Genomic DNA, 13,831 nt, shown 5'->3' with positions numbered 1-13,831 from the left:
AATTGTCATCTAAATTTACACTACCTTAACATTTTGCTGTGGAAATGAATATATTATCTTAATATTTCGCTAAAAATCTTCTTTGTTTGATCATATGCTTGTCACAGATATAAACATATGTTCAGTCAGCTTGTTTTTTTTCCGGATAAAGAAATAAAAAAGAGCCTCTGATATCCCAAACTTCTTAGGACACCAAAGGCTCTTTTCTATACTTATTCGATTTTCCTTGTATAACAAACTAAGTTAGTGGAGCTAGTGCTGCTGATACTCCGCTTAGCGTTTGCCGATCATCGCTTCCGGCTTCACGAACTCATCGAACTGCTCGGACGTCAGGAGGCCGCTGGCAATTGCCGATTCCTTCAGCGTCAGCCCTTTTTTATGCGCGTTTTTCGCAATGGCTGCTGCATTCTCGTAGCCAATATGCGGATTAAGCGCGGTTACGAGCATGAGCGATTGATCGAGGTTACGCTTGATTGCAGCTTCGTTCGGCTCAATGCCAACCGCACAGTTGTCATTGAAGGAAATCATGCCATCCGCCATTAAAGCAACGGATTGCAGGAAGTTGTAGATAATAACAGGCTTAAACACGTTAAGCTCAAAATTGCCCTGACTCGCCGCAAATGCAATCGTCGCATCGTTGCCGATGACTTGGCACACCGCCATCGTAATCGCTTCGCTTTGCGTTGGATTTACTTTACCCGGCATAATCGAGCTGCCCGGTTCATTTTCAGGAATCGAGATTTCACCAATGCCGCAGCGCGGGCCGCTTGCCAGCCATCTAACGTCATTGGCGATTTTCATCAAATCAGCCGCCAGCGCTTTAACAGCCCCGTGCGTATAGACGATTTGGTCGTGGCTCGTCAGCGAGTGGAATTTATTTTCAGCCGTAATAAACGTTTTGCCAGTAAGCGTCGTTACTTCCTCCGCTACCTGAACTGCAAAATCCGGATGGGCATTAAGACCTGTGCCTACCGCTGTACCGCCAAGCGCCAGCTCGCGCATTTCGTCAACGCTTTGCACGATCATTTTGCGCGTCTTAGTCAGCATCGCGTACCAGCCGCTAATTTCTTGACCAAGGGTAATCGGAGTAGCGTCCTGCAAATGCGTACGACCAATCTTCACAATATCATTGAAACGCTCCGCCTTGTCCTGAAGCGTTCTCGTCAGCACATCAATAGCTGGAATCAGACGCTGCTCCACTGCTACTACGCCAGCAATATGCAGCGCTGCCGGGAATGTATCATTCGAGCTTTGGGAGCGGTTGACATCATCATTCGGATGAATGCGAACGGCGCTTCCGCGCTCCTCAAGCAGCTGATTGGCGCGAAACGCTACAACCTCATTGACGTTCATATTCGTTTGTGTTCCGCTGCCTGTCTGCCAAACGACGAGCGGGAAATGCTCATCCCAGCGCCCTGTCAAAATTTCATCTACCGCTTCACCGATAGCGGCGGATTTCTCAGCATCCAGCACACCGAGCTTTTCATTGGCGATTGCTGCGGCTTTTTTGATAATAGCCATCGCATGAACGACCTCAATTGGCATCCGCTCTCCGCTGATTTTGAAGTTTTGCAAGCTGCGCTGCGTTTGAGCGCCCCACAGTTTGTCCGCAGGAACCTGAATTTCACCCATTGTGTCCTTCTCAATCCGATATTCCATCTTTTAAGTAGCCTCCTTCAAAATCTTGAACAACCTACTCCTACTTTAACAAACGCAAACGGCTTTCGCCATCCATATGAGCGAAAAGCCTCCCAATTGCTTAAGTTAGGGTGCCAATCGCCTAGAAAAGACAGCCTTCCGCCGCTTTCACTAATGCGCTTTCATTAAACGGCAGTTGCGAGAGGTGAAGTTTAGCGCTTGGCGCTGCGGTAAGCTTCGATATAAGCGCGCGCTTTCGCTTCGATTAAAGAATAATCGCCAACCTTCACGGCTTCCTTCGTCAAGTCGGAGCCAATGCCAACAGCCACTGCTCCTGCCTTAACCCACTCGCCGAGATTGTCCAGCGACACGCCGCCCGTCGGCATTACATTTGCCTGCGGCAAAGGTCCTTTAATCGAAGGAATAACGCTTGGCGAATACAGATTGCCAGGGAACAGCTTCACGACATCGACACCTAGCTCCAGCGCATGCTGAATTTCATTGACGGTCATCGTTCCCGGCATAACTGGAATGGCATAACGATGGCATAGCTTTATTGTATCAGGGTTAAGTGCTGGGGAAACGACAAATTCCGCACCGCTCATAATCGCCGCGCGCGCCGATTCAGGATCAAGCACCGTTCCCACTCCAATAATAGCGAATTGATCCGATTGCGGGTCCGCATCCACCGAATATTCCTTGCTAAGCTGCTCGATTGCTCGAAGCGCAAACGGTACGGTCAGCGTAATTTCAATCGCTTTAATACCGCCTTTGATCGCATGACGGGACATTTCTACAACTTCCTCCGGCGAATCCGCACGAAGCACAGCGACAACACCAGCATCTACAATTTGTTGAAGCACCTTAATTTTCTTCACAGGTACAGCCTCCCCTAATGTTCATATTTGTACGAAAAAGTACGATGTTTGCCGTTTTCATTATATGCCTTTCTAGCCCGCTCGGCAATCCATGACAGGCAATTGTCAAATTGTGCGCAAAAATAGGGAGCTACCTAGTCCCATCTGCTTAATTAGCGGATACATATATAGCAAGGTGAAACAACTGTCGCATTCCTTAGTCAATGCGACGCGTTTCATTTTAAGAAATATAGAAAAAGGGTAACCTTTTGCTTTCCTATATTTCAAATAAAAAATGGGAGGATACGCCATGCTTTCCTTACTTAAGCCTCCTCCGCACAGGAGCAAGCTGACATCCCAGGCCGTTAAACGCCGCAAGCGTCGTAAAACCAGGAAAAGATTGCGTCCAAAGCCGTCCCCCTGCAAACAAATACGTAAAAAGCGTCGCAGGCTGGCCCGCCCTTCCCTCGGATGCTCTGCCCGCCGACGTTTTCATAAGCATTGCAAGGTTTATCGCTTTAGGCCGGCGCAGTCGCAAGGAGGCAATAAGCCGCGCATTTCTTACGGCTGCATCGGCTCGCGCGGCTTTCGCGGGCCTGCCGGGCCGCGTGGGGAACCCGGGGCCCAGGGCATCGCCGGTGCGTCCGGGCCAGCCGGACCGCAAGGCGCAGCAGGCTCGCCGGGCGCACGCGGCGAGCCTGGGGTGCCCGGCGAGCAAGGCGCGCCGGGCGCAATCGGCCTTGCAGGCCCCGCCGGCATCGCGGGGCCTGCGGGCCCTGCCGGAGCCGCCGGGCCCGCTGGCGCTCCCGGCGCGCAGGGCCTGCCCGGCGATCCAGGGCCGCCGGGTGTGCAGGGCGAAGCCGGACCGGCCGGCATCCCCGGTCCGGCAGGCCCGGCTGGCGCGCCGGGTGCCGCCGGAGCGCAAGGACCGGCCGGAGCTCCAGGGCCAGCCGGCCCCCAGGGTCCTCCCGGCACCTCGGGAAATGTTGATTTCACCGAGCTGCTCGCTGTGCTTACCGGCTTCCTCGATGCCGGTACACTTATTACCGTCATGACTGCCGGCCAGCCGACAGGCTTTGCCGGAACGGTGCTCAGTCTGGAGCAGACGCTTGCCATCTTCACCACCTCTGCCCAGTCGACTATGATTATTCCGCTGGCTCACATTACGAATATAGAAGCCCTGAGCTGAGGCCAAGGCTTCAGAAGCGGCTTTGCCCTATCCCCTCTGCAAAGCGGAAAAGGAGGAAAGGAGCTCATGGCTACTACGCTTTCAGGTGATTTAATTCCCTTGATTGGCAAAGAGGTTACCGTCATGACCAATGGTTATTTTCAGCTTGCCGTCATCGGAACGCTGAATCGAGTTGGAAATGATTATATTCTCGTCTCGTTTGAGCAGGATAATTTTTTGTATGAACTGCGCATTTTCTTCGTCAACATTATTTACGTGCATGAAAATCCCGTTATATAAGGACTGACGACTTTGCGATCCTTTTTTCTTATATTTTTTATATTCTTATAAAGGAGGGACCGTTGATGGCTATCGAATCCACGGCCAAGCATATTATTCCCGGAAGCCCTCTCTCCACCGTACTCAGCGAGAACAAAGGCAATTCGATCACGGTTAATACAACGGCTGGCAGCAGCTTTAGCGGGCAATTTAGCGATTACACTGCCTCCTATCTCATTATTACGACTGCTCCGTCTACCACCTTATACGTAATGGTGGAGGAAATCGTTAGCTTTTCCTTCTCTTAATGCCCTAACTGCATCAGCAAAAAGGAGCCATCTACGCAGCACTAAGCTGTGTGGATGGCTCCCTTTGTTCTTTTATTTGGTCATTCTATTTGCCTTGCTTAACCCATATGCTTATCCAGATTTGGGGCTTTGCCCGCACCATCTCCATGCTCGCCCTCCACCTTGCTGCGGCCAGACAAGATCCAGCCAACTACAGCGATCAGAACGAGTACGATATAGAAGGTCGCTTTCCATAAAGAGCCTTCTACAAAATCATGCGACAGCCAGTGAATGGATGGGTGCGCCATCGTGTGAACAGCCAGCTTGACGCCGACCCAGCCCACGATAACGAACGCAGTCAGCTCAAGCGCTGGACGGGAATGCAGCAGCTTCACGAAATAGTTCGCTGCGAAACGCATAATGACAAGCCCGATAAAGCCGCCGAGGAAAATAACGATAAACTGTCCGCCGTCCATGCCGCCGATTTGCTTAAGACCACTCGGAGGCAGAGCGACGGCCAGAGCTACCGCTGCTAGAATGGAATCAATGGCGAAGGCAATATCTGCAATTTCGACCTTCAGAACCGTCCACCAGAAGCCAGCCTTGGAGTTTTTCTTCTCCTTCTGCTCCTCCGTCTCCTCTTCCTCTTCAGCCTCTTTAGACTTTCGTAAAAATTTAATAATATTGCTTATTGAAATAAATAAGAGGTACAGCGCTCCAAGTGCCTGAATTTGCCATACATTCACAAGCAGCGAGATAACGAACAAGGAGGCTAGGCGGAAAATAAATGCGCCGAACAACCCGTAAAACAGCGCCTTCTTCCGACTTTTCTCATCAAGATGTTTAACCATTACAGCTAGCACAAGCGCATTATCCGCTGCCAGCAAGCCCTCCAGCACAACCAAGACCACTAATACCCAACCATATTCCAACAGCAACTCCAACGTTGTCTCCTCCTTCTAAACGACCGTGACGTGTTTCTGATAATCAATTTCCAGAAATTTCTCTACTTCTGTAAGCCAGCGCTCCTCGACAAACTTCACATGCAGCGGATGTGCATTATAGGCTTCGTAATCTTCGTTGCTTTCGAATACCATAGAGAAGCCAAAGCGATAATCGTTTTTAGGGCTTACCTGCAAATACACCTGAAAATCGCGAACGACCGGGATCGCACTCAAAATCGTTCGTCCATCCTCCAGAAAACGCTGCTCTTCCTCCGAGCCCTCCGCATGCTTCAAGCTAAAAATAACCGAGTGCTGAATCCAAACACCTGACATATGTCTCCTCCTTATCATGTTCCGTTATTATTCCTATTAACCACAATTCTCCTTCCTTGTACGTGGCATGTACGCAACGCGTTTCAAAAACAAATCCATTTCTAGAGACTTATTTTTAGAGTAAAATAGTCCCATTAAGCTTGTCCCTCTGTTACAGCGCGCCTATAATAGGGTAAGCATTTCCAAGCTTAAATTATGCGAACTATCATTTTCCAAACCAGAACGGGAGAGTGGCCTATTTTGAAAAAGCTTACGATAGCTGTAATTCTTGGCACAACGATTGTTGCAAGCATGGCAACAGGTGCTTATGGAGCTACAAAACTTCAAGAAATTAAAGCTTATTTGAATAAAGATATTTCTTTCAAGGTAGATGGCAAGCCGGTGCAGCTCCGGGACGGCAGCAATAATACAGTTGTTCCAATTAGCTATAAAGGCACAACCTACCTTCCGGTAAGATCCATTTCCGATGCGCTTGGCGTTGCGGTTGACTATGACAGCAAATCGCAATTGATTCAGCTCGGGGAAAAGGTAGAGGGCGTTGCAATCTCAAGCTCCATGACGTCCAATATGTACCGCACGAAGGATACTGCGCAAACGACCTATAACGGTAAAGATTACAAGGAAGCGCTATTCGATAACGCAGAAGGCGCCCGTTCAAGCTCTTTCATTTTGGAGCCTAAGAAAAAGTACCAAAAGCTGTACCTTCAAATCGCAGCTGTTGGTCAGGACCTCGGCAAGCTGACGGTGAAGGACACAGATACCGATACGATTTTGAAAACGACGGAAATTAACGTAGCCGATGGGCTCGTCACGGTTGAAGTGGACATCGGCGGAGCCAACCAGCTGTATGTTTATGCCGATGCCAAGCAGGATGGAGCTGTATTCGTTCCGCTCACAACGTCCTATTACAAATAAAAGCTGATTATAAGAATGAAACTTATAATTGCGTATCGTATAAACAAGCCTCTGTTCTCGCTGCTACAGCGGATGCAGAGGCTTGTTTTTCGTTGCTTTGCTTTTTGTCTCTTATTGACGAAAACACAGCGGAAACAAGCTGTAGCAGCCTTTGTTCCACCCCGCGAATATGATATGATACATTCATCATATACAGCTGGGAGCCGTTCACCGTGAGAACAAAATTGTTGCGGAAATTCAAATATTATTGCTTGCGCCTGCTCCGTATAAAAAAAAGCGACCATGTTGTTGCGCTTGGCAGCGTGCTTGGCTTTCTACACTGCTGGTTTCCAATTTTTATCGTCGGACTGCCAATCTCCCTGCTGCTGACTCGGCTGCTTCGCGGCAATCTGGCCGCCTGCGTTATTTTTTCGGCGATTGGGTCCTTTATTTGGCCAGGACTGTTTTATTTGAATTACAAGGTCGGCTTTTGGCTGAACCGCCTCATCGGGGCTCCTGCCACCGATCATCCCGCCCACACGGTCAATGCCGCTGCGCCGCAGCTTGCACATAAGGCAGGGCATTTTGCTTCCTTCGGCCATCTGGGCATGAATTTTCTTATCGGCTCCATCGTGAACAGCATTGTGTTTTCTTTACTTGGCTATTTTGTCATCCGTTTTATACTTGGCCGCTATAGACCAACTCTCATCACCAAGCTCAAAAGCCATGGCAAAGGTGTTCGCCGCAGTCTATCTGCCGGTTAAGAGCACCCTCTGCCGCTCACACTATTGCCAAACAGGCCTTATTTTGGCATATCAGCCAGCCATAACGCTCCCAGCTTGCTCACTGAATCGCTCGGCCAAGCACTGTCGTTCCAATAGATGGGCTTGCTTGCGCCGGACGTTCCATCTATGATTTTCACTTCAAATCCAATCTCCCGTCCATTTGCCCCCTTGATCGCTTTCCAAGGGATGACCGTTTCTACTATATAACCGGTGGAGAGCGCTCTGGTTACATAAGAATAACTGCCCTTCTGATGATTCAGACGAGGAAAGCTCAGCCGTCTTACTTCTGCTACATTATCGCTGCCCTCCTGCCCATACTCCTGTACATACAGCTCCACCTGATCAGCATCATCGCTTGTTTTATCGGCTGCAATGACCTGTACATACAAATTTGTCCCGTCCCATAACGTTTTGAAGCTCGACTTCTCGCTTCCCGTCTGCGTGAGCTGGGAGGACACCGCCTGATCCCATATTTGATCCACGGACTGCTGCACGTTTGGCGAGGCTCTTAAAGCAACTGTCCGGCTTTGCGGGTCTGACGGCAGCTGCGACGAATCCGCTACTCCCCAATAAGCGGGCTTTGCTTGCAGCTCCGTATCAAATAACAGCGCCTGATTGTTGTACGTCTTCTCATCCTGAACACCCCAGAAGGTCACAGTAGAGATCGAATTGCTGTATGCTTTGTAAAGCCCCAGCAGCTCCTTGTAACGGTATGCCTGCTGCACGGCAATCGCCTCCGGCAATGCGGTACCGAAGCTGATCCGGGTGTCGATGTCCAGCTCCGTAATTTGAATGTCCAAACCAAGTCCCGCATACAGCTTGATCGTTTTCTCAATTTCCTGCGTCGAAGGCGACTCCAGCTTATAATGGGATTGCAGCCCTACGCCATCAATAAGCCCCTTGCTCTTAAGATGCTTGAGCAGCCGATAAATGTGCTGCCGCTTTTGCGGCGTTTCTGTCCCATAGTCATTGTAATATAGCTTGGCCGATGGATCGGCAGCACGCGCAAATTCAAACGCCTTTTCAATGTAATCCGGCCCTATCGTTTTATACCATGACGTTTTTCGAAGCCCATTGTTATCGCCGCCTGTATCCGCAATCGCCTCATTGACGACATCCCACGCATACACTTTGCCCTTGTAGCGCTTCATAACCTTCTCGATGTAATGCTTCATCCGATAGAGCGCTAGCGTTCGGCTAGCCGGCTTGCCATTATTGTCCCAATACATCCATTCCGCCGCATCGGTATGCCAGATAAGCGCATGACCGCGCACCACCATATCATTCGCCTCAGCGAAGCGGACGTAACGATCCGCTGCCGCAAACGCGTATTGCCCCTGCTTGGGCGCCAGAAACTTTGGCTTCATCTCGTAGGTTGCGGTTAAGCTGTTAAAATGCTTTTTGAGCAGTTCCCCATAGATGCCTTCCATTTGCCACGGATATACCGCCGCTCCAATTGTGAAATCGTCTTTATAAACCTCCTTTATGGCCGGAATATGGTTTTCTATCGCCATGTCGGAAATAACCGATATAGATACATCATCCACATAAAAAGCTGTCGTATCCATCGTATCATCCGTTATGTAGGGCGTTTCCAGATACAGCTTCAGCTCGGACGGGGTGTCTCCATGAAGAAACGTTCCCTTGAGCTCATGCCACTGCTGCCATTCCTCCTTCTTGATTGTCATTTGCTTCAGCGGGCTCCAGCTTGCCGCTCCCGAATTTTTATAAACGGTTAATTGCATCGTTATATCCTTGGCCGGCTGTTCCTTCAGCTTAATATAAGCCGTTATTTCATATTCTTTATTAGGGGGCAACTTCTTCCCAAGATCGAGCATCGGGCCATTATAGGTACGCGTTCGCCCCTCTACCAGCATGCTCCCGCTGCCGGTGTTCGCCTCCTGCTTGCTGAGGCTAAGCTTCTCATGTCCGATTCTGGCTTTCCAGCCCTGCAAGCTGCCGTCTTCAAAATCGCTGCCGAGTACAGGCTGTGGAACCTTGCCGGCTATAACAGCGTTAGAGAAGGGATTAGCTGCGCCTATAAAAAGCGACATCGCCATCCATGAAGCCAATATTCGTTTTTTGAACTGCATTTTTGTCCTCCTTCTAGTTGTTAGAGACTGCGACGAGAAAAGTACCGCTAATTCTTCGCAGCCCCTTATCATCGAGCCATCCCCTCTGGAGCATGGGGTAAGTTACTATTATAGGATAAATGATGCAACCAAATGGGCTAGATGAAAGATTATTAACCTGAGGAGGAGAAATTTGTTAAACCAGCGGATTGAGCTTCCAGGTCGCCCTGCCAGCAGAAACCGCTGATTTAAAGGAAATGCTCGGCTGCTAAGCCAACGCCTATTTAAGCACCTTAATCCATTCGCCAGCCAGCGTAAGCAGCTCAGCTTTTGTTAAATGCTTATTCCCAAGGTCTGTAAGCCTATAAAAAGCGTCCTGATTCTCGTCGTACCACTCAGTATAATGATAGTTGAGCCTCTCGCTAGTTCGCTTATTATATATTACTTCTATTCCCTCTACCTTGAGCTTCTCGGCATTTTGATCGGCAGGCAACGATAAGTATAAATCACCGCCATGCAAAAGATTTTTGGTTAATTCCGACTTATAATGCCCCTTGGTATAGATCGCGCTTACCATGTCCGATTTATTCCATGGAACAGCCTTCATGAATAGCTGCTTTCCATCTGCTCCGGCAGCGGCCTGCTCCTTCAGCTCAAGCAGCACCTGCTTATAGGCCGCCGTCTGCTTGTCAGCATCGGAAGAGGGCAGATAAGGAGCTACTTTTCCAGAAACAAAGCTATAGCCATTCAGCTTCTGGGGCAGCAGCTGCGCGCCCGTCCGATTGGCCTCCTGCACAAAGGCCGCATAAGCCTCTAACGGTTTTTCTTTATAGGTGTAAAGCACACGATCCGCCTTCCCTTTTACATAAAAAGCAACCATCTCGCCCGGCTTCGCAAAATTTTGGGCCTTGTACAAATAGTTGTGGTACGCCTCGTTCTCTGCTCTTTCCACGCTGCTCGGTTGCTGCGTTTTTTCCTCGACCGTCTGCACCTTAATTTCGCCAGCCGCATTGCGAATTTCAATATACTGGCTTGCCGCATAGGCACTTACCGATAGCAAGAGCAGCAGCATAAGCGCTCCGCTGAAAGCAGTTGTGCGCTTCATTACAGGACGCCGGAGGGCTCCTCGCCCCTTCCTTCCTGCTGCGGCTCCCTGTGAAATTCGCTCCATCACAGCTTCAGTCACATTGATAGCTGGAAGCCTTCCATTTGCTGCGGCTCTGCTCGTTATATCGTCGTATTCATGATCGAAGTCGATTCGCTCCATGCCTCTTCCCCCTTCTCAAGCAGCTGCTGTTTGATCCTTTGCTTCATGCGGCTCATTCTCTTTTTCAGCGCATCTGGACTTTTCCCCATAATTACCCCAAGCTCCGCATACGATTTCTCCTCGAACACTCGCAAAATAAGCAAATTACGCTCCTCCAGCGACAATTTAGCGAGAGCCGCCGCCAGCGCTGGCGTATACAGGCGATTGTTCATTTCCTCTTCTGCGCTCGCTGCTGTCATTTCGCTTGGCCGAAACAAACGCAGCCACTGTTTTTGCAGACGCTGCCTTCGCAGCAAGTTAAGACAGTGATGATAGGCAATGCGGTACAGCCAAGCCGAAAAATGCACCTTGGGCGTGTAGCCCTCTATCGCCTCATACGCTTTTACAAAAATATCCTGCACCGCATCCTCTGCGTCCTGCCGACTCGCCAGCAGCCGCAAGCAATAATGGTAAAGCGGCTGCTGAAACGCTTGTACGACCGCAGCGTAAAGCCCCGTCTCCCCTGCCTGAACAGCAGTGATCAGCCGTTCCAGCTCCGATGCCTCCAATGGATTATGTTGCGATGTGATGCTAGCACCTCCTTCTTGGTTCTTATACTCTCTATAACACCTGACGCGCAAGAAAGGTGACCGCAGGCCGCATTAATATTTGCGTTTTTTCCTGTATCAAATTTCACGAGGAATGTCTTTCATTGATGATTTCATTTATACTATTAAATAGCTTTATTGCTACCACATTTATCTAAATAGAAAAGGACTGAGGGCGTTGTATTCTAGCAAGATACAAACACAAGCAGAATTAACTATAGCTTTGCATATCCGGCAGCTCGTTTTCGTCGAAGAGCAAGGCACACCGTTGCAGGATGAATTTGACGAATTCGACGATTATGAAGCGCTGAAGGATCGCGTGCAGCATATTTTAGTGTATTATAACGAAAAACCGGTCGGAACTGGGCGTTTAAGAGCAGTAGATGGTTTCGCTAAGCTTGAGCGCATCTGTCTGTTGCCCGCTTATCGGAAATTTGGGCTTGGCAACGTAATCGTTCATGCGTTGGAGGACATAGCAAAGGGGCTCGGTTATACGCAGTTTAAACTGCATGGGCAGCAGCAAGCAGAGGGCTTTTACCATAAGCTGGGCTATCAGACCGTCTCAGACCTATTCATGGAGGACGGGATTCCGCATGTTATAATGGTAAAAGCATTAGCCTTCGAGGACGACTCTCCATAAAAAAAAGTCTCAGGGCGCACACACTGCGCCTCAAGACTTTGGTTGTTTCTGTTCGCCTATAAATTCCCCCCAGTGCTCGCTTTAATCAACCCACCGTATGCTATGAATCTGTTCCTCTGAAAAGCTGTAGCGGTCTTTTATTTGACGGGGGAATAACGCATGCTGCAGGTTTGCTCCTTCAAAGCTGGTCCTGCCGAAGTTCGCCCCGATGAAGCTCGCCCCTTCCAAATCGGCATGATCGAAGCGCACACCCATCAGCCCCGTTCTAAGACGGTCTCTCGGCTCACGGCCGCTCACAAAATCAAACACGGCTCCGCGCAAATCAGCATGGCGAAAATCCGCTTCCGGCAGCGACGAATAACGAAAATCCGACTCAGGTGCCAGGCAGCCGTTCCATCTTGTCCCCATTAAATCACAGCGTTGAAAATGACTGCCCTGCAAATGGCTGCCGCTGAAATCCGCATATCGCAGGTCACTTGATTCCGCCCGCACTTGGGGCAGTATCAGATTGCGGTAGCACCCATAAGCGCTGCTGCTCGCCCTTCTCTCCTCCAGCCGCCTGCGAATTTCCTTTACATCCTGTAAGCCTTGATAATCGACCAGCACATCCTCGCTCAGATCTGTATATTCACCAATGCTGATACGCAAAGCAAGCTCTCGCTTAATGGACTTATATTCCTCCAGCATAACTGCTTCCGGCATAGCTGCCCGCAGCAAGGCAACCGCAAATAAATGATAACAACCCACTGCTTTCTGCATCATCGCTTCAAACTCTGTAGACTTGGCGGATTCCCCAAATCCTTCGTACGATTCGGTCATTTCCTGAATAAATGCCGGCAGCGAACGATATAGCCAAGCGGCATCATATTCCTCAAACAGCGGTGTCGAATTTTCGTACCATCTTTCCGAATAAGCTTCAATGAAATAACAGGAATGATCCATCATCGACCTGCGCAGCAAGCAAAAATGGATGAGCGAAATCGGCCCTTTTTGATCCAAGTCCTGCATTTCCCTAATTCGTAGGCATATACGCTTAAAGGTTTCCAGAAACTGATTGATCCACTGCTCCTGATGACGCTGAAGCTCCTCTTCGATCGCAGTCATTTTCTGGTTCAGCGCCGGGAGAAATTGATGCTCATAAAAATATTGCACAATGTTCTTGTTATTCATCTTCACACGCATCCTTCCAATAACAAGGAATTCCACCTTATAATTAACTTCGGATTTCGTGAGAGAAAACTTTAGTTTTTAGGGAAAAATACCCAGTAAACTTTAAATTCTCTTTTTCCAAGGATTCCTCACATTAACATTTACCCTAAAAATAGTATAATTAAATCACTATTTATTAGGACACTCCCAATATCCATACATTACCAAAAGAATAGCACAGCGGGCCGTTTTGCTGTGCTTGGCTGCGCTAGTGTCCATCATGGGGTTTTAAAGCCATGATAAAAGGTATCCACGACCAGTGCCGCTGCGGATTTTCTGGCAATGTCCCCGCTCACCACTTGCTGCCACGCTAGAAAAAGGAGTGAATACAGGACATTCACAATCCAGTTTTTGTCTACATCATGGCGAAAATAACCTTTTTGCTGCAACAAGCCGATGATATGCAGCACAGGTTCCCTCAGCTTCTGATCTGCCCCAATAATTTCCTCGTTATAATTAATGGTTGAATCGTGGGCAATGAAGTGCAGCTTGTCCCCCAATGGAATGAGCGCTTCAATGAGCATGGGGATATAGTTTTCATAATGCTCCTCATCCATTGGAATACCGCGCATCGTTTCATTAACAACCTCGATTGCACGCAGACCCAAATAAATCATCAATTGCTCTCTGCTTTCCACATATCGATGCAGCGTAGCGATTCCGATTCCTGCCGAATCTGCAATTTCATTCATCGACGCATTTGGCTTCTCAATAAGCAGCTTGGTCGCTTCATCCAGAATGGAGTTAAGCCTCGTTTGCTTGATTGATGACATTTCTGTTCTCATTTTATTACACTCCTTGGAGAGTATTATTCTATAATTGATTCCCCTTCCAATCAAATAGCAGGGGATTACCATGAAATTATAGCATA

At 49.0% G+C, this 13,831-nt stretch carries 15 protein-coding genes; 6 read left to right on the top strand and 9 right to left on the bottom strand.

The genetic code is table 11. From position 1 onward, the window contains the following. Nucleotides 1-273 precede the first annotated feature (273 nt). Both fumC and V5J77_RS03690 read right to left on the bottom strand, forming a co-directional pair. On the bottom strand, nt 274-1,659 hold the full coding sequence (gene fumC, locus V5J77_RS03695) for a class II fumarate hydratase (protein ID WP_338554448.1): 1,386 nt from the start codon (nt 1,657-1,659) through the stop codon (nt 274-276). A gap of 191 nt (nt 1,660-1,850) precedes the next feature. Beyond that, the gene (locus V5J77_RS03690) at nt 1,851-2,516 is read right to left on the bottom strand and encodes a bifunctional 2-keto-4-hydroxyglutarate aldolase/2-keto-3-deoxy-6-phosphogluconate aldolase (protein ID WP_338554447.1); all 666 of its coding nucleotides are present in this window, start codon (nt 2,514-2,516) and stop codon (nt 1,851-1,853) included. 988 nt (nt 2,517-3,504) lie between these two features. Between V5J77_RS03690 and V5J77_RS03685 the strand changes: the two genes are divergently transcribed. The 3 genes from V5J77_RS03685 to V5J77_RS03675 all read left to right on the top strand — a co-directional run bounded on the left by V5J77_RS03685 (nt 3,505) and on the right by V5J77_RS03675 (nt 4,250). Then, nucleotides 3,505-3,684 carry a hypothetical protein gene (locus tag V5J77_RS03685; RefSeq protein ID WP_338554446.1) on the top strand — a complete coding sequence of 60 codons (180 nt, stop codon included), beginning with the start codon at nt 3,505-3,507 and terminating at the stop codon, nt 3,682-3,684. A 66-nt stretch (nt 3,685-3,750) separates the two neighbouring features. After that, the gene (locus tag V5J77_RS03680) at nt 3,751-3,963 is read left to right on the top strand and encodes a hypothetical protein (protein WP_338554444.1); all 213 of its coding nucleotides are present in this window, start codon (nt 3,751-3,753) and stop codon (nt 3,961-3,963) included. 65 nt (nt 3,964-4,028) lie between these two features. Next, nucleotides 4,029-4,250 carry a DUF2642 domain-containing protein gene (locus tag V5J77_RS03675; protein WP_338554442.1) on the top strand — a complete coding sequence of 74 codons (222 nt, stop codon included), beginning with the start codon at nt 4,029-4,031 and terminating at the stop codon, nt 4,248-4,250. Nucleotides 4,251-4,348: 98 nt separating this feature from the next. Here the strand turns inward: V5J77_RS03675 and V5J77_RS03670 are convergent, their stop codons facing one another. Together V5J77_RS03670 and V5J77_RS03665 are read right to left on the bottom strand one after the other, a co-directional pair. Continuing rightward, nucleotides 4,349-5,173, bottom strand: a complete 825-nt coding sequence (locus tag V5J77_RS03670) for a TerC family protein (RefSeq protein ID WP_338554441.1) — start codon at nt 5,171-5,173, stop codon at nt 4,349-4,351. 15 nt (nt 5,174-5,188) lie between these two features. After that, complete coding sequence (locus tag V5J77_RS03665) at nt 5,189-5,506, bottom strand: Dabb family protein (RefSeq protein WP_338554440.1); 318 nt, start codon at nt 5,504-5,506, stop codon at nt 5,189-5,191. A 240-nt stretch (nt 5,507-5,746) separates the two neighbouring features. Here V5J77_RS03665 and V5J77_RS03660 point away from each other — a divergent pair, with 240 nt between their 5' ends. After that, nucleotides 5,747-6,421, top strand: a complete 675-nt coding sequence (locus V5J77_RS03660) for a stalk domain-containing protein (protein WP_338554439.1) — start codon at nt 5,747-5,749, stop codon at nt 6,419-6,421. Nucleotides 6,422-6,633: 212 nt separating this feature from the next. Then, complete coding sequence (locus V5J77_RS03655; protein ID WP_338554437.1) at nt 6,634-7,164, top strand: DUF2062 domain-containing protein; 531 nt, start codon at nt 6,634-6,636, stop codon at nt 7,162-7,164. 38 nt (nt 7,165-7,202) lie between these two features. Here V5J77_RS03655 and V5J77_RS03650 read toward each other — a convergent pair whose 3' ends face one another. From V5J77_RS03650 to V5J77_RS03640, 3 genes are all read right to left on the bottom strand, one after another. Continuing rightward, entirely contained in the window at nt 7,203-9,278 is a 2,076-nt protein-coding gene (locus V5J77_RS03650) for an endo-1,4-beta-xylanase (protein WP_338554435.1), read from the bottom strand. A 259-nt stretch (nt 9,279-9,537) separates the two neighbouring features. Next, nucleotides 9,538-10,524, bottom strand: coding sequence for a hypothetical protein (locus V5J77_RS03645; RefSeq protein ID WP_338554434.1), 987 nt, complete (start codon nt 10,522-10,524; stop codon nt 9,538-9,540). Further along, nucleotides 10,485-11,072, bottom strand: coding sequence for an RNA polymerase sigma factor (locus V5J77_RS03640; protein ID WP_338554432.1), 588 nt, complete (start codon nt 11,070-11,072; stop codon nt 10,485-10,487). The genes V5J77_RS03645 and V5J77_RS03640 overlap by 40 nt, the downstream gene beginning before the upstream one ends. A gap of 217 nt (nt 11,073-11,289) precedes the next feature. Here V5J77_RS03640 and V5J77_RS03635 point away from each other — a divergent pair, with 217 nt between their 5' ends. Beyond that, nucleotides 11,290-11,751: a GNAT family N-acetyltransferase gene (locus tag V5J77_RS03635; protein WP_338554431.1), complete on the top strand. Its 462-nt coding sequence runs from the start codon at nt 11,290-11,292 to the stop codon at nt 11,749-11,751. An 81-nt stretch (nt 11,752-11,832) separates the two neighbouring features. Here the strand turns inward: V5J77_RS03635 and V5J77_RS03630 are convergent, their stop codons facing one another. Together V5J77_RS03630 and V5J77_RS03625 are read right to left on the bottom strand one after the other, a co-directional pair. Further along, nucleotides 11,833-12,921 carry a pentapeptide repeat-containing protein gene (locus V5J77_RS03630; protein ID WP_338554430.1) on the bottom strand — a complete coding sequence of 363 codons (1,089 nt, stop codon included), beginning with the start codon at nt 12,919-12,921 and terminating at the stop codon, nt 11,833-11,835. A gap of 257 nt (nt 12,922-13,178) precedes the next feature. Continuing rightward, nucleotides 13,179-13,745 carry a TetR/AcrR family transcriptional regulator gene (locus tag V5J77_RS03625; RefSeq protein WP_338554429.1) on the bottom strand — a complete coding sequence of 189 codons (567 nt, stop codon included), beginning with the start codon at nt 13,743-13,745 and terminating at the stop codon, nt 13,179-13,181. Nucleotides 13,746-13,831: the final 86 nt, after the last annotated feature.

Origin of the sequence: Paenibacillus sp. KS-LC4 (genome assembly GCF_036894955.1) — a bacterium.
Taxonomy (GTDB): Bacteria; Bacillota; Bacilli; order Paenibacillales; family Paenibacillaceae; genus Pristimantibacillus.
This window is presented reverse-complemented; position numbering and strand designations above follow the sequence as displayed.

Coding starts and splice junctions, on each gene's coding strand:
- fumC (WP_338554448.1), bottom strand. CDS start 1,659: ATGGAATATCGGATTGAGAAGGACACAATGGGTGAAATTCAGGTTCCT.
- V5J77_RS03680 (WP_338554444.1), top strand. CDS start 3,751: ATGGCTACTACGCTTTCAGGTGATTTAATTCCCTTGATTGGCAAAGAG.
- V5J77_RS03675 (WP_338554442.1), top strand. CDS start 4,029: ATGGCTATCGAATCCACGGCCAAGCATATTATTCCCGGAAGCCCTCTC.
- V5J77_RS03665 (WP_338554440.1), bottom strand. CDS start 5,506: ATGTCAGGTGTTTGGATTCAGCACTCGGTTATTTTTAGCTTGAAGCAT.
- V5J77_RS03650 (WP_338554435.1), bottom strand. CDS start 9,278: ATGCAGTTCAAAAAACGAATATTGGCTTCATGGATGGCGATGTCGCTT.
- V5J77_RS03645 (WP_338554434.1), bottom strand. CDS start 10,524: ATGGAGCGAATCGACTTCGATCATGAATACGACGATATAACGAGCAGA.
- V5J77_RS03630 (WP_338554430.1), bottom strand. CDS start 12,921: ATGAATAACAAGAACATTGTGCAATATTTTTATGAGCATCAATTTCTC.
- V5J77_RS03625 (WP_338554429.1), bottom strand. CDS start 13,745: ATGAGAACAGAAATGTCATCAATCAAGCAAACGAGGCTTAACTCCATT.